This window comes from Streptomyces sp. NPDC054047 (genome assembly GCF_055585065.1).
The window spans coordinates 292,579-309,067 of sequence record NZ_JBVJKV010000008.1 but is presented as its reverse complement, the minus strand read 5'-3'; the positions used below and the strand labels follow the sequence as shown (position 1 = coordinate 309,067).

At 69.0% G+C, this 16,489-nt stretch carries 17 protein-coding genes; 7 read left to right on the top strand and 10 right to left on the bottom strand.

Translation table 11 applies throughout. The features are described 5' to 3' along the window. Positions 1 to 80: 80 nt before the first annotated feature. The 5 genes from ACZ6ZP_RS28095 to ACZ6ZP_RS28075 are packed head-to-tail and all read right to left on the bottom strand — an operon-like array spanning position 81 to position 2,319. Entirely contained in the window at positions 81 to 395 is a 315-nt protein-coding gene (locus tag ACZ6ZP_RS28095; RefSeq protein ID WP_469408814.1) for a hypothetical protein, read from the bottom strand. Between the two features lie 31 nt (positions 396 to 426). Next, complete coding sequence (locus ACZ6ZP_RS28090) at positions 427 to 765, bottom strand: RRQRL motif-containing zinc-binding protein (protein ID WP_469408813.1); 339 nt, start codon at positions 763 to 765, stop codon at positions 427 to 429. Next, positions 765 to 1,772, bottom strand: a complete 1,008-nt coding sequence (locus tag ACZ6ZP_RS28085) for a DUF2637 domain-containing protein (RefSeq protein WP_469408811.1) — start codon at positions 1,770 to 1,772, stop codon at positions 765 to 767. Before ACZ6ZP_RS28085 ends, ACZ6ZP_RS28090 begins: the two co-directional genes overlap by 1 nt. Next, positions 1,769 to 2,056, bottom strand: coding sequence for a DUF6303 family protein (locus ACZ6ZP_RS28080; protein ID WP_469408809.1), 288 nt, complete (start codon positions 2,054 to 2,056; stop codon positions 1,769 to 1,771). Before ACZ6ZP_RS28080 ends, ACZ6ZP_RS28085 begins: the two co-directional genes overlap by 4 nt. Then, on the bottom strand, positions 2,056 to 2,319 hold the full coding sequence (locus ACZ6ZP_RS28075; RefSeq protein WP_469408807.1) for a DUF6284 family protein: 264 nt from the start codon (positions 2,317 to 2,319) through the stop codon (positions 2,056 to 2,058). The genes ACZ6ZP_RS28080 and ACZ6ZP_RS28075 overlap by 1 nt, the downstream gene beginning before the upstream one ends. A 553-nt stretch (positions 2,320 to 2,872) precedes the next feature. Here ACZ6ZP_RS28075 and ACZ6ZP_RS28070 point away from each other — a divergent pair. The 4 genes from ACZ6ZP_RS28070 to ACZ6ZP_RS28055 all read left to right on the top strand — a co-directional run bounded on the left by ACZ6ZP_RS28070 (position 2,873) and on the right by ACZ6ZP_RS28055 (position 5,911). Continuing rightward, positions 2,873 to 3,229: a GntR family transcriptional regulator gene (locus ACZ6ZP_RS28070; protein WP_469408806.1), complete on the top strand. Its 357-nt coding sequence runs from the start codon at positions 2,873 to 2,875 to the stop codon at positions 3,227 to 3,229. A 233-nt stretch (positions 3,230 to 3,462) separates the two neighbouring features. Continuing rightward, a complete protein-coding gene (locus ACZ6ZP_RS28065; protein WP_469408804.1) occupies positions 3,463 to 4,479 on the top strand; it encodes a P-loop nucleotide/nucleoside kinase family protein in 1,017 nt (338 codons plus the stop codon). A gap of 11 nt (positions 4,480 to 4,490) precedes the next feature. Then, positions 4,491 to 5,063, top strand: coding sequence for an ATP-binding protein (locus ACZ6ZP_RS28060; RefSeq protein WP_469408802.1), 573 nt, complete (start codon positions 4,491 to 4,493; stop codon positions 5,061 to 5,063). Further along, positions 5,060 to 5,911 carry an NAD(P)-dependent oxidoreductase gene (locus tag ACZ6ZP_RS28055; RefSeq protein WP_469408800.1) on the top strand — a complete coding sequence of 284 codons (852 nt, stop codon included), beginning with the start codon at positions 5,060 to 5,062 and terminating at the stop codon, positions 5,909 to 5,911. The genes ACZ6ZP_RS28060 and ACZ6ZP_RS28055 overlap by 4 nt, the downstream gene beginning before the upstream one ends. Here the strand turns inward: ACZ6ZP_RS28055 and ACZ6ZP_RS28050 are convergent. The 5 genes from ACZ6ZP_RS28050 to ACZ6ZP_RS28030 form a co-directional block, all read right to left on the bottom strand. Then, complete coding sequence (locus ACZ6ZP_RS28050) at positions 5,908 to 6,552, bottom strand: HAD family hydrolase (RefSeq protein WP_469408799.1); 645 nt, start codon at positions 6,550 to 6,552, stop codon at positions 5,908 to 5,910. The two genes, ACZ6ZP_RS28055 and ACZ6ZP_RS28050, sit on opposite strands and share 4 nt — an antisense overlap. Positions 6,553 to 6,597: 45 nt before the next feature. Beyond that, a complete protein-coding gene (locus ACZ6ZP_RS28045) occupies positions 6,598 to 7,389 on the bottom strand; it encodes an OLD family protein (RefSeq protein WP_469408798.1) in 792 nt (263 codons plus the stop codon). 1,064 nt (positions 7,390 to 8,453) lie between these two features. Beyond that, positions 8,454 to 10,733: a protein translocase subunit SecD gene (gene secD, locus ACZ6ZP_RS28040; RefSeq protein WP_469408889.1), complete on the bottom strand. Its 2,280-nt coding sequence runs from the start codon at positions 10,731 to 10,733 to the stop codon at positions 8,454 to 8,456. A 1,983-nt stretch (positions 10,734 to 12,716) separates the two neighbouring features. Next, the gene (locus tag ACZ6ZP_RS28035) at positions 12,717 to 13,382 is read right to left on the bottom strand and encodes a response regulator (RefSeq protein ID WP_469408796.1); all 666 of its coding nucleotides are present in this window, start codon (positions 13,380 to 13,382) and stop codon (positions 12,717 to 12,719) included. Further along, positions 13,383 to 14,354: a HAMP domain-containing sensor histidine kinase gene (locus ACZ6ZP_RS28030; RefSeq protein ID WP_351163847.1), complete on the bottom strand. Its 972-nt coding sequence runs from the start codon at positions 14,352 to 14,354 to the stop codon at positions 13,383 to 13,385. Between the two features lie 300 nt (positions 14,355 to 14,654). Here ACZ6ZP_RS28030 and ACZ6ZP_RS28025 point away from each other — a divergent pair, with 300 nt between their 5' ends. From ACZ6ZP_RS28025 to ACZ6ZP_RS28015, 3 genes are all read left to right on the top strand, one after another. Continuing rightward, complete coding sequence (locus ACZ6ZP_RS28025) at positions 14,655 to 15,062, top strand: TraR/DksA family transcriptional regulator (protein ID WP_469408793.1); 408 nt, start codon at positions 14,655 to 14,657, stop codon at positions 15,060 to 15,062. Between the two features lie 184 nt (positions 15,063 to 15,246). Continuing rightward, positions 15,247 to 15,612 (top strand): TraR/DksA family transcriptional regulator, encoded by a 366-nt coding sequence (locus ACZ6ZP_RS28020; protein WP_468614254.1) that lies wholly within the window; start codon positions 15,247 to 15,249, stop codon positions 15,610 to 15,612. Beyond that, positions 15,609 to 16,454, top strand: coding sequence for a rod shape-determining protein (locus ACZ6ZP_RS28015; protein ID WP_366461213.1), 846 nt, complete (start codon positions 15,609 to 15,611; stop codon positions 16,452 to 16,454). Before ACZ6ZP_RS28020 ends, ACZ6ZP_RS28015 begins: the two co-directional genes overlap by 4 nt. The last annotated feature ends 35 nt before the right edge of the window (positions 16,455 to 16,489 follow it).

The window sequence follows — 16,489 nt, the reverse complement described above, 5'->3', positions numbered from 1 at the left end:
CCTTCAGGGGAGAGCAGGGCCCGAACGCGCTGGTCAGAAGGTGGCGTTCGGGCCCTGCGCATGGATCAGGAACGAGCTGATCAGTCGCGGTGCTCGGGGTGTGCTGCGGTGATCTCCTGCCAGCGCCGCTCCTCGGCCGCGTCCGCGTTCTGCAGGCGGACTTGGAAGGTGCAGCCGTGCGCGGTGCAGCGGTGCACCGTGGCGCCGATGGCCTCCTGCACGCGGATCAGCAGCCACAGCGCGGAGGACAGGACCGCGAGCACGCACGGGGTGATCAGGGCGATCGGCACGCCGTAGGAGGCGAGGCGGACACCGATGGAGACGGCCACCGCGCTAGCGGCGGCGATGACGAGCGCCGTCACGATGCCATGCCGCGGAGAAGACTTCTGTGCCATGCGGGGAACTCCCAGCTCAGAGAGGGAAGGTTCAGGCAGCGCGCTGTTCCTCGGAGGCGACGCAGAGGCCGCACATGCCCCGTGAGGGCGGGATGACGTAGTCGGCATCACGCCCGCACTCGGGGCAAAGCCGACGGGCAGCATTGGCCTTGGCCAGCGACGCCCACCGCGCCGGCGTCATGGGCCGTACCGGCTTGGCGCGGTCGATGCGGTAGAGGTAGGCGACCAGCGGGCCGCGGCGGCGCCGGGGCCGTTCGAGCTGCGCGGCGACGTCCTGCCCGCCGGGCCGCAGCCCCAGGGCGCGCAGTTGCCAGTAGGTGGCGTAGCCGTCAGGGGCCAGCCGCCAGCGGTAGACGGGCAGGGTGGCCATCACCGGCTCGCGATGGCGAGTTCAGCCCCAGTGTGGCTGGGGTCGCGGTGATCGGCGTAGCGGGAGGAGACCCAGCCCACCGACCAGCCGCACAGCTCCGCCGCAGAGCGCACGGAAAGCTCGGCGCCGAACGCGGCGGCCACGATCTGGCGGGCCTCGGGTTCCGGCAGCTTGCCCGCCGCAGGGCCCCGCGCCAGCAGCGCATCGCGTTCACGAGCCAACCGCTCACGCTGTTCACGCTGTTCACGAGCCGCAGCTTCCGCGGCCTCGCGCTGCTCGGCCTCGGCCCGCTCGCGGGCCTGGTGTTCAAGCCGTACACGCTCTTGTTCACGGTGTTCACGCTCGCGTTCACGGCGTTCACGGATCTCCCGCTCAGCCGCCGCCGCACGCTCCCGTTCCTCGCGTTCCTCGCGGCGCACGCGCTCTTCCCGCTCGGTCTGCTCGCGGGCCAGGAAGGCTTCATGCTCACGCTGTTCACGCGCCACTTGTGCGGCGTGCTCGCGCTCCTCGCGGACCTCGCGGCGGGCCTGTTCGGCCCGCTCGCGGTCCGCCTGCTCCCGCCGCTCGCGCTCTTCCTTCGCCTCGGCTTTCAGGGCGGCGACGGCGGTGGCGATGGCGTGCCGGTAGGCGAGACTGGTCTCCGCGGTCACGATCAACAGAAGCGGCGCCACCGCGTGGACGGCTACTCCGACCAGGTCTTTCTTCAAGGCCGAGTCGGCGGTGTTCAGGGCCAGGGTCATCAAGCCGGTCATCCAGCGCAGCACGATCGGCCAGCGTCCGCCGTGCCCGCCCAGACGGGCCAGCACGTCATCGAGCTTGACCACGATCACCACGGCCGCATCCACCACGAGCGGCAGGATCGGCGCCGTCCAGTCCCACCGGTCGGCCGTGTGTGCGGCCATCAGCGGCGTGACCGTGAGGATGGAGTAGAGCATCGCCCCGCACACGATCAACCACGTACCGACCGACAACGCACGCTCTGCTGAACGCGTCTGAACGGCGTTCACGCCTCCACCCCCATCTCTGAACGCACCCGAAGAGCGGCGACCAAACAGACGGCAGAGGCGGGGTCGCCGTGGCTCTCGCTGTACTCGGTCCACTCCCACTCAGCGCCCACAATCGGCCGGAAGTCGAGCACGCTGAGCGCGTCCGTGCGTTCCGTGAACGTCGGCACCGGAGCGGGACGGTCGAAGGAGTGCTCGGGCCACAGGTCGGTGGTGTTCAGCAGCACCACGTACAGGCGCCACCGGCCACCGCTCACCGACATCTGCGCGGTGAACTCCTGCCCCATCACGCCACCACCGGCGAGGCGGCCTCGGCGAGGTTCGTCAGCTCGCGTCGGGCGGTGAGGACCTTGCGGCGGGCGCGGCGCAGACGGCGGGCGTCCAGCGCGGTGGCCGGCCGGTCCAGGGTGGAGAGCTGCGCGTCCAGCAAATCGAGTTCCGCCGTGATGAGCGGCATTTCGTCCTCGATGGCCTCCAGCTCAGCGGCCGTCGGCTCCATCCACGGCTCGAACGCGGTAACAGCGTCCTGAACAGTCACGATGTGATTCATGGGTCGTGTCTCCCTAGAAGTGGGCAACGGCCCAAACAGCGGCACCGGTGTTCGAGCACCGGTGCCGCGCGCCGTTGAAGTCGGTGAGAATCCGGCTCCCCTCAGCGCTGCTCGTACGAGACGAGCAGCGGAGGCAACCGGCCGCCGCGGTGAACGCAGCGGAAGGGTTGAGGTTCGAGATGCGGCAAGCGCCACAGATGCCAGACCTGCCCCGAAGAGCAGATCCGGGCAAGTCACCCGGCCCGACATGGGCGGTCGGGATGGTGACCCGCACCCATCGACCGCACCTGTTCATGCGGCTGGGTCGGCACTCTGTTGAGTTCTCCACAGCGCGGGCTCCGGGCCGTACATCCGGACGCTGTTCGTGCAGGTCAAGCAGGTCGATCCGGCGCTCTGCCCTTCCGGGCTAAGCCGCTTTCTCAACTCTGCCTCAGAGTGCACTGTGAGGCAGAGTGCGTCAAGTCCCCTCGCGGAACAAGCAGCGTGGGACGCTGGTTCTACCTCTGAGGCACGGGCACTATGAGGCAGAGACCGAACAAGACTTGGGGTGCAGATGGTCGAGTGGACCGGCAAGCAGTTCGCCTATCAGCAGGTGGCCAATGACCTGCGGCGACGCATCGCGGATGGCGAGTTCGCAGAGACCGGACAGCTCCCCTCGTACGGGGATCTCCAGAAGGCCTACGGGGTCACGGTGACCGTGGCCCGTGCTGCCATCAATGCCCTGAAGGCCGACCGGCTCGTTGTCAGTCACCAGGGCAAGGGCGTGTTCTTGACTGCCGATGCCGGCCGCTCCGCCGCACAACTCGCCGATCCGGTCGGGACCGTGGCCGAGCTGCGCGAGGAAGTTGACAAACTGCGGACCGAAGTTGGAGAGCTGCGCCAACGCGTCGCGACGCTGGAAGAGAACTGACCTTCCAGCAAGCCGGGGTGGGGCCTGAACAGCCGCGCCGTGGGGCATCTGAACCTCCTCGTTCGATGTGCCACAAGTTCACCGTCACGGCGCGAAAACCGGTATCACGTCCCGCTAGCTGAGAAAGTCCAAGCGGTTTTATACATCCGCTTACACATGCGCTATCACGAATTTCCACAGCTCTAGTCGGGCCGCTACACTCGCGGCTCCTACTAGCTATCTAGGAGGGGCAGATGGCTCGGAAGCACCCGGATTGGAAGCCGGATCTCCTGCGGATGCACCGCGAGGAGATTGGGCTCACTCTGGAAGACACGGGGGAGAAGCTTCGCGAAATTGCGGAGCGGCACGGCTTCAACATCGCCGCGAACTTCCAGACGATCTGGGGCCACGAAAAGGGTTCGGTGTATCCCGGTCCGCATTACCGCCGGGCGTACTCCCGTCTCTATCGTCGCAATGAGGCCCAACTCGGCTTCCGTAAAGCCCTGCCCGGAGAGGATGCCCCTGTGGAATCCGTACCGGCGCCCGCTTCCGCTGAGCGAAAGCTCCCCGACCAACCGGACGCAGTACGCAAAGCGCTGAGCAGCATCCGCGAAGGCACCGACGACGTGGACAGCGAGGCTCTGCGCAATCGTGTGGTCAACGCATGGAGCCGCCACACGGCAGGGGCAAGCACTGATGGGCCGACCGTGATCCTGGTCGGGGGGTACGCAGGGTCGGGGAAGTCGGAGTTCGCAAAGTTCCTCGGCGGCCTTACCGGCTGGCCGATCCTCGACAAGGACTCGCTGACACGCCCGCTGGTCGACCAGCTCCTTGTTTCAATGGGCGGTGAGGCACACGACCGGAGTTCGGATCTGTACCGCGATAAGGTCAGGCCGCTCGAATACCGATGCCTCATGGAAGCGGCATGGGACAACTTGGATTGCGGAATCTCGGCAATCCTCGATGCCCCGTTCATCGCAGAGTTCGGTAAGGCCGATTGGATGCAGCGTTTCCAGAATCGCTGCCGGTCCAAGCGGGTTTCGGTGGCGACCATATGGGTTGAGTGCGACGTCGAATCCATGCGCGAGTACATCGAATTCCGGGGCGCGGCGCGCGACGCCTGGAAGATGGAGGCGTGGGAGGAATACGCGTCAGGGCTCAATCTGAAGTTCCGTCCGCAGGGCCCTCACTTCGTCGTCGACAACAGCCTTGGCGCTGCCGTCGCCCTCGTCGACGAAGCGCGCGACGTGCTGAGCGGCGGTGGGCTGTGATGCCGTCCGGTGTGATCCTGTACGGGCCGCCCGGCTCCGGAAAGGACACGGTCACCAGTGAACTCACGCGACTCCGGCCGGAGTTCGCCCTTTTCGAGCGACTCAAGGCCGGTCCTGGGCGTACGACGGGATACCGGCTCACGACCGCAGACCACATCGAAGAGCTGTCGCGCGCGGGAGAAATCCTCTACCGCAACGCCCGCTATGACGCTGAGTACGCCATCGACAGGCAGGGCGTCGCGGCCCTGGTCGACGCCGACCGCATCCCCGTTCTGCACATGGGGCAGGTCGTGGGAGCTAGTGCAGTTGCCGCCTTCCCCCTGCACTGGATTCGCGTGCTCCTTTGGTGCCCCCTGGACGCCACACAGTCGCGTTCCATCGACCGCGGGGACAAGGACGTAGAGGCTCGGGTGAAGGTCTGGCACGAGACCAAAGAGGATCTGTTGGCGCACGAAACCGAGCCGTGGACCCTCACCCTCCGGACCGACCAGCTCAGCCCCACCGAGTCCGCCAACGCCATCATCGACGCCCTCGCGGCCAACGCCTCAGCTGAGAGCCAGAACATCCGGGAGCTTGTCAGATGACGACGCTCGGCATCCTGCACCCAGGCAGCATGGGAGCCGCCGTCGCCGCTCAGGCCCGGAGCTCCGGTGCTGAGGTTCTGTGGTGTCCGGACGGACGCAGTGCGAGCAGCAAGGTACGAGCCGAGCGATACGGCCTCACGCCGGTACACGACCTGAGCGAGGTGGCCGATCGGTCCGACATCATCCTGAGCCTGTGCCCGCCGGCCGCCGCCGAACTTGTGGCACGGAATGTAGCGGCTTGCTCGTACGCCGGAATCTACGTCGATGGGAACGCCGTCTCCCCCGCGACGATGGCCAGCATCAGGGGCATCGTGCAGCACTCCGGGGCGACCACCGTCGACGGCTCTGTGATCGGGTCTCCCCCGTCGGACTCAAAGAGCCCTCGCCTCTACCTATCCGGGCCAGCCGACGCGCTGCGCCCGGTGGCTCAGCTCTTCGACGGAAGCGCTGTTCAAACACGTCTCCTGTCTGGCGAGATCGGGCAGGCGTCCGCGCTCAAGCTCTCGTACAGCAGCTACCAGAAGGCGAGCCGCGCACTGGCGGCCGTCGCGTACACCCTCGCCAGTGACTACGGAGTCGAGGCGGAGCTACTCGACATCGCGGAGAGCCGTACGACCAGCTACCTGGCAGAAACCGCGTACTTCCCGAAGGTCGCTGCTCGGTCGTGGCGTTGGGGCCCAGAGATGAAGGAGGCGGCCCACGCCCTCGAAGAGGCGGGGCTGCCCTCTGATCTGGCTGACGCTGCCGCCACCGTCATGGAGCGGTGGGCAGGACTCAAGGACACGTCGCCGGATCTCGCGCGCGTGATGGAGGAGCTGCACGCGGGCCCGCTCGATGCTCCGGCCTAGACCGTCAGCCCTCGCAGTGCCTCGATGGCCTCCACGATGCCCGGCACGATGACGTCGGGCTCGCGGGGGCCATCGGTCCATTCACGGCCATTCGCCACCCACACCGTCCGCAGTCCCGCCGCCGTCGCCCCGCCCATGTCTGTCTCGGGGTTGTCGCCCACCATCCATCCGCCAGCGCTGAGCACGGCTCCACACTCGGCCGCCGAAGCCTCGAAGAAGCTACGCTCCGGCTTCCGCACCCCCGCCTCTCCCGAGACACAGATACCGTCGAAGAGCGGAGCGAGACCGGTCGCGGCGAGTTTGGCGCGCTGGATGTCGCCCGCCCCATTCGTCGCGATGCCGAGGGTCCACCCCTGGCCGCGCAGCGCTTCGAGCCCTTCCCGGGCGCCGGGGAAGCAACGCACCGAGCGCGCGACGCCATCAACGTACTCACGCCAGAGGTCGCCCGGTGCGTCGCTGAGACCGAAGGCTTCCGACAGGTCGATGAAGTCTTCTGGATGGGCCCGCTCACGAAGCCGCTCTCGGATGACAGACCCTGCCCTTTGAGGCAAGGAGCGCGAGCGGACGAAGCCGCGGACCCAGTCCTCCAGGCCCGCGCTGCGGTCGATCAGGGTGTCGTCGAGGTCGAAGAGGGCCAGCACAAGGCGACGCTACGGGAGATGCAGCCCTGCCGCCCCGCAGCCAACCTAACCCCTCACGCGTTCGAGGTCTGCGTCATCCTGTGAAATGCGAGACCGCCCCATTTTTTCCGGAACGAGCACCGTCGCGCTCCAGCCGTGGAGTCTTCTCTCGTAAGCTACAGGGCTATGCTCCGCCAAGATTACCTGAAAGGTCCAGGTTGCCGATTCGAACAACTCCAAAGCATCTTGCTGCGATCTGAAATGCATATACAAGAATGGTTCATCAAGAACGAGTATCGTCGGCTCCACCCTTGCCTGCAATTCTGCGAATACGGCGATAACATAGAACCAGATAGCCCACGGGTCTCGGTCACCCCACGAACCCGGCCGATAGTGAATTATTGCGCTACCGTACTCCACAGTTACGCCGGACACGACATCCGGAAGCAGCACCGGGAGATTCTCGACTACCGTTTGTACTGCCCATGGGTCAATTTCAAGAACCCTGCCTATATCGAGGAAGCTGAACACTTCTGACCGGGAATATTCATATCGGCTACCTAGGCTGAACGTGAGGACTCTGTACGGGCGCGGCGGCAAGGGCACTCTGCTTCCGTCGACGCGATAGTGGAGCCTGTCCCCCTCAACCTCCACCTCCGCCTTGCGGAGTGCCGGATCAAACCAAGTAATTGAGCATGAAAGATCTGATTGGTGCAGATTATGCATGAGCAGGTGCGGAGAGGTGAGTGACCTCAACAAGTGGAGAAGGCGCGTCTTGCCGGAATTATTCATCCCGAACAGAAGATTCAGCTTTGACAGCCGAATTACCCCTGGCAGCAGAACATAGTGATTGGCCACCTCAAGGGACTGAACCCAACCAAAAGGTTTTACCTGCCCACCCTGCTCCAAACACACTCGCTGCTCATGAAGATCTTTCCAGCTTCGGAGTAGCGACACCGAATATTGTTTTCCAGCATTCGCGTCGACCAGCCGTCCGCATGTTGCACACATCCAGATTCCATTGGATATGTCAGCTCGCTCTTGGGCGGATAGCCCGCCAGTGCCGCGGGGGCCTTTTGAAGCGGCGGCAAAAATATGGGCAGCCGTCCCTGTGTCAGAGATATCGCCGGGGCCAGCGCCGGGGCCAATGGTTAGCGCCCCGCATTGCGGGTTCGAGCAGCGGAAAGCTGCCCGTTGGGCGAGCAACCGCCGCGTCCCCTCGCTGAAGTCAGCTTCGCCACGCCCTCTTGCACTCTTTGCTGACGGCACCAGAACCCCCTCGCCCGCAACCTCTCCGTCCGTGCGCAACTGTACGAGCAACGACTGACACCCACGGGTAGCTCGCTCGCCACACTGATCACACCTCTCGGCGCCGCTTGCTCCGGAGCATCGCGTGCACCAAGCAGGGTGACTGCTGGGTCCAGCAGCGAACACTGAGCGGCGGCAGACCTCAACGTAAGGGGTAAGGCCGGTGGCGTGCGCACACTCTGCCACTGCCCGATCAGGTGGGCCGTGCGAGTGAGTGGCGAGTGAGACCACGTCCGGGCTGCTCCTGCGGCCAGCTTCCCGCAGGTCAGATAAGCAGGAAGGGGTTAGTGGATCATGCCCTCCGGAGCCGTGTGCGCAGGTTCGAATCCTGCCGGGGGCACCTTTTATTGGGTGCCCAAAGACCCCGTCACCAGCGGAAACGCTGAGGCCGGGGTCTTCGCGTATCTACGGGAGTCTTCGCTCGTGCGGCCGTGAGCCCGGGGCCGTGCGCGACGCGATCTCTGCGTCCCTTTGAACTTGGCGGCTCGACGTATCGGGTAGCCGTCGGAGAGAGACGCTGTGGAGCCTCCGAACGGGGTGGCCCATCGGTCCGGCCCTCCTCGACGCTGCCGAGGAGGGCCGGGCCGATCAGTACACGTGGCTGGCCTTCTGTCTCAACAGGGTGCTCGGCGCCCAGTCTGGGTGCGGTTGGTCAGTTCTATGGCCAGCGGTGTGGCCGTGAACATGGATGAGTAGGTGCCGACCGCCAGACCGATCAGGAGGGCCAGGGCGAAGTCTGTGAGAGGGGGGCCTCCCAGGGTTGCCAGGGCGGTGAGGATGAAGGCCGCGCCCATTCCTGTATTCAGGGTGCGGGGCAGGGTTTGCAGGAGTGCCTGGTTCGCTGTTTGGGGGAAGGGGCGGGCGGGGGTTTTCTTGGTTTGTTCGCGCAGTCTGTCGAAGACCACTACCGAGTCGTTCACCGAATAGCCGATCACCGTCAGCAGCGCGGCCAGGAAGATGCCGTCAATCGGTTTGCCCAGCCAGGCGAAGATCCCTAGGAGGATTACGACGTCGTGGGCCAGGGCCGCGACCGCCGCTGTTCCCAGGAGCCAGCGGAAGCGGGCCGCCAAGTAGGCGAGTTGGGCGGCTAGGGCTGTTGCCAGGGCCATGAGGGCGTTCTGGCGTAGTTCCTTGCCCAGGCTGGGGCCGATCGACTCGTCCCGGAGTTTCTGGGGGGCGTGGTCCGTCAGGGTGCCGATTGTCTTGGTGATGGCGGCTGCCTGGGGGTTCGTCAGGTTGGTTGTGCGGATTGTCAGTTGGGCTTCTCCTGTTGTCTGGACTGTTGCCTGGGGGAAGCCTGCGTCAGCCAGGGCCTTTCTTGCTTTGTCGGGGTTGATGGGGGTCTTGGTGGCGTATTCGATTACTCGGCCGCCGGTGAATTCGATGCCGAAGTCCAGGCCTCGCAGAGCTATGCCGGAGGCGGTCAGGACGAGGGCCGCTGCCGAGGCTGCCAGCCATCTGCGGGGGTGGCGCATCAGGTTGGGGTTCGTGTGCGTCAGGTGGGCGCGGAATCTGCCGATGCCTGCGATGCCCGTGAGGTGGGGGTGGCGGTATATGCGGGGGCGGGCCGCGGCGTAGTCGGCCAGGGCCCGGGTGATGACCAGGGCGCTGAACATCGAGGCCAGGACGCCGATGCCCAGGGTGACTCCGAAGCCTCGTACGGGGCCTGATGCGAGGAAGAACAGCAGGCCGGCGGCGATGAGCGTGGTGATGTTGGAGTCCGCGATCGCGCTGAAGGCGCTGCGGAACCCTGCGGTCAGGGACGACCGCGGGGTGGGGCGGTGGCGAGCCGCGTACTCCTCGCGGGCGCGTTCGAAGACGAGGACGTTGGCGTCGACCGCCATGCCGATGGCCAGTACGAAGCCGGCGAGGCCGGGCAGGGTGAGGGTGGCGCCGATGGCGGCCAGGGCGGCGTAGGAGATCAGGCCGTAGGCGGCCAGGGCCACGGTGGCGATGGCGCCCATCAGGCGGTAGACGGCGATGATGAAGAGCGACGTCAGCGCGGTGCCGATGACCGCGGCCCAGGCGCTGGCCGTGATGGCCTGGGCGCCGAGGCTGGCGCCGACCGTGCGCTGTTCGACGATCTCCACCGGTACCGGCAGGGCGCCTCCGCTGATGAGCAGGGCCAGGTCCTTGGCCTCGCGGTCGTCGAAGGAGCCGGTGATCTGTGTCGAGCCTCCGCTGATTCCGGAGCGGCACGGGACCGAGGGGTCCACCTGGGGCGAAGAGATGATCTTGCCGTCCAGGACGATGGCCACCCGGCGGGCCGGGTCTCCTGGTGCGTGGCAGGCCGCCTCGCCCGTCAGGCGGGCCCAGCCGTCTCGGCCCTGGCCCTTGAAGTCGACGGTGACGTGCCAGCCGGCTCCGCCCTCCTGGTCGAAGCGGTCCGCCGCCTTCTCCACGTCCTTGCCCGTCAGTGACGCTGCCTGGAGGCGTAGGCGTTCGCCGGACTCGTCGGGGAGGACCTGTTGGGCGGGGCCCTTCCGGCGTTGATCGGTGGTGTCGGCAGGGGTGTCGGCGGGGGTGTCTGCCGTGCCTAGTACCTGGTGGAAGGTGAGTTCCGCGGTGCGGCCGAGCATGTCCGCCGCCTTGCTCGGGTCCTGCGCGCCGGGCAGCTCCACGACGATGCGGTTGTCGCCGGAGCGGGCGATGGTGGGTTCGGCGACGCCCAGCGCGTCGATACGGCCGCGCAGCACCTCCATGGTGCGGTCGGTGGCCTCCTCGCCCGCCTCAGAGGTGGCGGTGGGGCGGGTCTCCAGGACGAGTTGGGTGCCGCCGCGCAGGTCGAGCCCCAGGTGGACCGGCGTTGTGAGCGCGATGTAGAGGGACAGGGCTACTGCGGCCAGGGCCAGCAGGCCTCTGATGTACGGGGCGCGGTTGGCGGAGGGCCGCAGGGGGCGGGTGGCGGAGGGGCGTCTCGGGCGGTTCGTGGAGGGGGGTCGGGGGTGGTTTGCGGATGGGCGTCGAGGGCGGTTCGTGGCAGGGCGCAGGGGTCGGTGCACGGCAGGCCTCCGGCAGGCACAGGCACACCGCGGCCGGCCAGGGCGGTGGCCGCGGTCAATGGAAAGGGATATGGAGAGTTCAGGTGCCGGGAGGTGGGGGTGGTGCGCGTGCGCCGGAGGGGTTCGCCGCTTCCGCGGAGGCGGGCGGGCACACCGCTGAGGGCGGCGGCCACGTGGGCTGGGGCGGGCAGGCGGGCGTGCGGCGTGCGGCCGGGGTGGCAGGGGGCGGCGGTGACGGCCGTTCGCTGGTGATTTCGCGATGGCTTCGGGGTGCGGCGCTTGCGGGGGCGGCGTGCGCGTTGCCTGCGGCGTGCGCGCTGTCTGCGGCGTGCGCGTTGCCTGCGGCCTGCGCGTTGCTTGTGGCCTGCGCGTTGCCTGCGGCCTGCGCGTTGCCTGCGTTGCTCGCGGCGTCTGTGGCGTTCGCGTTGCTCGCGGCGTCTGCGTTGCCTGCGGCGTCAGCGGCGTCCGCGGCGTCCGCGTAGCTCGCGGTATCAGAGTTGCTCGCGTTGCTCGCGGCTTCTGCAGCGTCTGCGTACGGTGCGCTGTACGTGGGCGCGGCGCTCGCGGTTGGTGCTGCGTGGCGCTCGCCTAGTGCTGGAGCGGGCGCCGTGGCCGGTGTGGCGTGGCGGCGCGCGCCAAGCGTATGAGCGGACGCTGCGGCCGGTGTGGCGTGGCGGCGCGCGCCAAGCGTATGAGCGGACGCTGCGGCCGGTGTGGCGTGGCGGCGCGCGCCAAGCGTATGAGCGGCCGGTGTGGCGTGCGGTCCGCCAAGTAGCGGCGCGGGGACGGCAGTTGCGAGCGATACGGGTGAGCGGGTGCTGCCCGGTGCAGGCGGGGGCAGCAGTGTGGCTAGGAGGGCGAGAAGGACGGCCAGTAGCGCTGCTGGGCCGGGGCCGATGGCGCGGGGCATCGCGTGCCGGCCGGTGCGCGGGACGGTGTGCGATGAGCGTGCCATGCCCCGTCCCCTCTCCTCGTCGGTGGTAGTGACCGGCCCTCTTCGGGGAGCCGGTCGGGAGCCGTTCGGGGCCTCAAGGCCCGGCTGGGGAGTAGCAGCCGGGCCTTGAGGCAGTCGGGGGACAGCCCGTGCGGTCTGTCGGACAGGGGAGTCGGAGGGGCGGGTCAGGGTCGGGAGCTGCGGTGCGGGCCGCCGTCGGGGGCCGGGTCGGGTTCGGGGACTGCGGTGCGGGGCGCGGCGCAGGGGGACGGGGAAGGGTCGGGGACTGCGGTGCGGGCTGCCGTCGGGGGCCGGGTCGGGTTCGGGGACTGCGGTGCGGGGCGCGGCGCAGGGGGACGGGGAAGAGTCGAGGACTGCGGTGCGAGGCGGCGGCGTAGAGAGCCGGTCAGGCTCGGGGACTGGGGTGCGCGGCGGCGGAGTAGGAGGCGGGTCAGGGTCTCGATCTGCGGTGCGGGACGGCGCGTAGAAAGGCGGTCAGGGGCTGCGGGGTAGCGGTGCGGGACGGCGGAGTAGAGGGCCGGGTCGGGGGCGTCGGGCCGGGGCAGGCGGCGTAGAGAGGCGGTCAGGGGCGGGACTTCAGGGCGGGGCGGCAGCGTAGAAAGGCGGTCAGGGGCTGCGGGGTAGCGGTGCGGGACGGCGGAGTAGGGGGCCGGGGCGGGGGCGTCGGGCCGGGGCGGGCGGCGTAGAGAGGCGGTCAGGGGCGGGGCTTCAGGGCGGGGCGGCAGCGTAGAGCGTCGGTCAGGGGCTGCGGGGTGGTGAAGGGTGGAGGCCTGCCTGTGTGGGTGTGCTCGCTGTGTCGGTCGAGTGCGTGGCCGCTTCCGCAGGGGAGCGCCTCATGTCGTGCTCCGTGCGGGCATGCCGGCACGGCCCCTCGCGTCCGCTGCCGACTGCAGCCACTCGGTTGTCGGCGCGTGCGGTGGTCAGGGTTCGATCAGGCCTGCTCGGATTGCGTAGCGGGTTAGTTCCAGGCGGTTGCGTAGGCCCAGTTTGTGGAGCAGGTTCGCTCGGTGGCGGTGGACCGTCTTGATGCTGATGAAGAGCATCTCGGCTATCTCCTTGGACGAGTGGCCCTCGGCCACGAGTTTGAGGACCTCCTCCTCGCGTGCCGTCAGTACCTGGTCCGGTGGCTCCTCGCCCTGGCGGACCCGGTCGAGGTAGTTGCGGATCAGGGCGGTCACCGCGCCCGGGTAGAGGAACGGCTCGTCGCGCATGGCCGCCCGGCAGGCGGCCACCAGGTCGCGGTCGGCCACCGACTTCAGGACGTATCCGCTGGCGCCCGCCTTCAGCGCCTGGAAGAAGTACTGCTCGTTGTCGTGCATCGTCAGCATGAGGACGCGTACGCCCGGCTTCAGCGCCGCGAGTTCGCGCGCGGCCTGCAGGCCCGTCATCCGGGGCATCGCGATGTCCAGGACCGCCAGGTCGACCTCGTGCGTGCGCGCCAGCGCGATGGCCTCCGCGCCGTCCCCTGCCTCGGCCACGACCTCGAGGTCCGATTCACCGTCGAGGATCAGTCGCACCCCGCGGCGCACCAGCGCGTGGTCGTCGGCGAGGAGGATGCGGGTGGGGGGTGCGTCGGTCGTACTCATCTACTGCTTCCCGGAGGTGTGCGGCGTGGGGGTCGGTACGGGAACCGTCAGGCGGACCCGCGTACCGGACCGTGGGTCTGACGTGACGTCCAGCGATGCCCCGATGAACAGCGCCCGCTCCCGCATCCCGCGGATCCCCGCCCCCTCGTGGGCGACCCCGGTCCCGCGGCCGTCGTCCGTGACGCTCAGCGCCACCGCGCCGTCGGTGCGGCAGAGGCTCACCTCCACCCGGCCGGCCTCCGCGTGGCGGGCCGCGTTGGTCAGGGCCTCCTGGGCCACCCGGTAGAGGACCAGTTCCGCCTGCTGATCCAGTGGGGGCAGGTCCGCGTCGAAGCGGCGTACCACCCGTAGTCCCGCGTGCGTGGCGAACTCCGTGGTCAGAGAGGTCAGGGCGCTGATCAGGCCGAGGTCGTCCAGGACCCCCGGCCGCAGTCTGCGCACCAGACGGCGTACTTCGTCCAGGCTCCCCCGGGTGATCTCCTGCGCCTGTTGCAGCTCGCCGCGCAGGGGTTCGTCCGCCTTGTCCGACGCCCGCTTCAGGGACAGCAGGACCGCGGTCATGGTCTGGCCGACCTCGTCGTGGAGTTCCTGGGCGATGCGGCGCCGTTCGGATTCCTGCGCGAGCAGGACGCGGGCGCTGCTGGCGGCCCGCTCCTGCTCAAGGCGTTCGAGCATGGCGTTGAAGGTGCGGATCAGCTCGGCGGTCTCGCCGTGCCCCTGCTCCGGCAGGCGATGCCCGGGGCGCAGCAGGTCGACGGTGGTCATCAGGCGGGTGAGGCGGTCCAGCGGGGCCAGGCCGATCCGCAGCAGGGCCGCGTTGGCGACCAGCATGACGCCGAGGCCGCCCACGAGGATGACCGCCTCGGTCAGCACCACCGGCACGGAGACGGTCACCGGCGCCCACAGCAGCAGGGCGGTGGCGCTCCCCAGCACCACCGCGTTGAGCGCGAAGATCCGCCAGAACAGGGACAACGGGGTGACGCCTTTCTGTCTTCTCCATCTTCGCGGACTCGCGCTCTTGCGTTGCCTGCACTCTTGCGGGCCTGCGCTGTTGCGGGCCCGCGCTGTCGCGGGCCTGTGGTCTTTTGCGGGCTTGTGGTCCTGCGGGCTCCGGTGTCGTCACCGGGGCCGCGCGTACCGCCCAGCCTGCCCCCTTTCCCTTCTGTCCGTCGATGGGGCGCAATGCCCATTTGCGCGATGGGGCCCGGGGACCGCCGTAGATGGGTATCGCGCCCGATGGGTTTCGTACGGCTCACCGGCGACGGTGAGGGCATGACCCAGCTGGAAGAAGGCCCCGCCATGTCGCTCGACACCCGTACTCCCCCGGTCGAAGACCACCCCGAAGACCACCCCGAAGACCACCCCGGAGCCCGCCTCGAAGCCCGCCCCGAGCGGCTTCCCGCGCGCGAGGCCCGTCGGCGTCTGGAACACGAACGTGCCTCCCGGCTGACGCAGTTGCGCGCCATCGGCGAGGCCGGGCAGGAGGCGGAGGAGCAGGTGATGGCGGCGCAGAAGGACACCCTCGAACGGGTCCTCAAAGAGATCGAGGCCGCCCTCGACCGCGTACGGGACGGCAGCTACGGCACCTGCCCCGGCTGTGCCAAGCCCATCCCGGTCGAACGCCTGGAGATCCTGCCCTACACGCAGTTCTGCGTTCCCTGTCAGCGCAAAGCCGGCTGACCACCGCGCGTCCGCGAACGCGACCGCGCCCGCCCTCCGTCTCCCGCCCTGCCCGAGGGGTGAAGTGGTGAACCTCCAGATCATCGAACCGGCCCCGATCGGACCGGCACTGATCGAACCGGCCCCGACCGAACCGGCACTGATCGAACCGGCCCCGATCGAACCGGCACTGATCGAGCCAGCCCTGCCCGAAACGGCCCCGATCGAACCCGCCCTGTCGGCCGACGACCTCGTCACGCTGCGCCAGAACCTGCACGAGCAGCGCCTCTTCCGCCGGGAACAGCTCCAGCAGCTGTCCGACTCGGCGATGCCCCGCGCCGACGCACTCCTCGACCGGCAGAGCGCCGCCCGCACCGAGGTCCGCGTCAAGCTCGCCGCGTCGGCCCGCATGGTCCTCGCCGACGTCGAGGCAGCCCTGCGGCGCATGGACCGCGGCGACTACGGCGCCTGCCACCTGTGCCGGCGGCCCATCGCCCGCGAGCGCCTGACGATCGTGCCCCAGGCCCGCTACTGCGCCCGCTGCCAGCAGGTCCAAGGGGCCGACCGATGACCACGACCCCGTCCCCCCTCCCCCCAGGACCCGCCCGGCACCGCTCGTGGCCCTGGTGCCGGCAGTGCTCCGGCATCGCCCTCGACCTGGGCAGCGCCCGGACCCGTGCCTGGACGTCCGGCCGGCGCATGATTCTCGACGTCCCCACCGTGACCTTCCACGGCGGTGGCGCCGTCTACCCCATCCGGCGCGGCGCCATCGTCGACACCTCCGGCACCGCCCGGATGCTCGACCGGCTGCTCGGCCACCGGCTGCCCCGCTTCGGCCGCCCCCTGCTCATCCTGACCTCGCCCGTACTGGGCGGAGTCGCCTACCGCGCCGAGGCCCGCATCGCCGTCGAGGTCCTCCGCCCGCGCACCGTGCTGACCATCCCCACCGCGCGGGCCGTGGCCTCGGCCGTGGACGCCGATCTGGCCCGGCCCCTGCTCGTCGTGGACATCGGCGCCCACCTCACCGAGGTGGCCCTCCTCGCCGACGGCGCGGTGGTCGACGCCCGCCACACCGCCCTGGGAACGAGCGACCTGGACCGTCGCGCCTCCCCCACGGCGCCGCCGCCCCCGTCCGCCCACCTCACCGACTGCGTCGTCGCGATGGTGACCGCGATGCTCGGGCAGGACCGCAGCTCCCGGACCCTCGAAGCCCTCCGCCGCGGCGCCCTGCTGGCCGGTGGCGGCGCCCTGCTCCCCGAAGTCAGCCGCGGCCTCGCCGAACAGCTGCACGCCCCCGTCCAGCCCGTTCCCGCCCCGCACACCGCGGCGGTCCGCGGCGCCGCGAAACTCCTCCGGGCCGCGCACGGCCACCCCTCCACGGCCGCGAGCACCGACGCCGCACACCCCCTCTGAACCCCACCACCCTCAGCACCCTCAGTACCCTCACC

What these genes read in the sequence shown, in the direction of transcription:
- ACZ6ZP_RS28080 (WP_469408809.1), bottom strand. Translation starts at nt 2,056, where the DNA reads ATGGGGCAGGAGTTCACCGCGCAGATGTCGGTGAGCGGTGGCCGGTGG.
- ACZ6ZP_RS28025 (WP_469408793.1), top strand. Translation starts at nt 14,655, where the DNA reads ATGACCCAGCTGGAAGAAGGCCCCGCCATGTCGCTCGACACCCGTACT.
- ACZ6ZP_RS28090 (WP_469408813.1), bottom strand. Translation starts at nt 765, where the DNA reads ATGGCCACCCTGCCCGTCTACCGCTGGCGGCTGGCCCCTGACGGCTAC.
- ACZ6ZP_RS28095 (WP_469408814.1), bottom strand. Translation starts at nt 395, where the DNA reads ATGGCACAGAAGTCTTCTCCGCGGCATGGCATCGTGACGGCGCTCGTC.
- ACZ6ZP_RS28015 (WP_366461213.1), top strand. Translation starts at nt 15,609, where the DNA reads ATGACCACGACCCCGTCCCCCCTCCCCCCAGGACCCGCCCGGCACCGC.
- ACZ6ZP_RS28055 (WP_469408800.1), top strand. Translation starts at nt 5,060, where the DNA reads ATGACGACGCTCGGCATCCTGCACCCAGGCAGCATGGGAGCCGCCGTC.
- ACZ6ZP_RS28075 (WP_469408807.1), bottom strand. Translation starts at nt 2,319, where the DNA reads ATGAATCACATCGTGACTGTTCAGGACGCTGTTACCGCGTTCGAGCCG.
- ACZ6ZP_RS28035 (WP_469408796.1), bottom strand. Translation starts at nt 13,382, where the DNA reads ATGAGTACGACCGACGCACCCCCCACCCGCATCCTCCTCGCCGACGAC.
- ACZ6ZP_RS28070 (WP_469408806.1), top strand. Translation starts at nt 2,873, where the DNA reads ATGGTCGAGTGGACCGGCAAGCAGTTCGCCTATCAGCAGGTGGCCAAT.
- ACZ6ZP_RS28065 (WP_469408804.1), top strand. Translation starts at nt 3,463, where the DNA reads ATGGCTCGGAAGCACCCGGATTGGAAGCCGGATCTCCTGCGGATGCAC.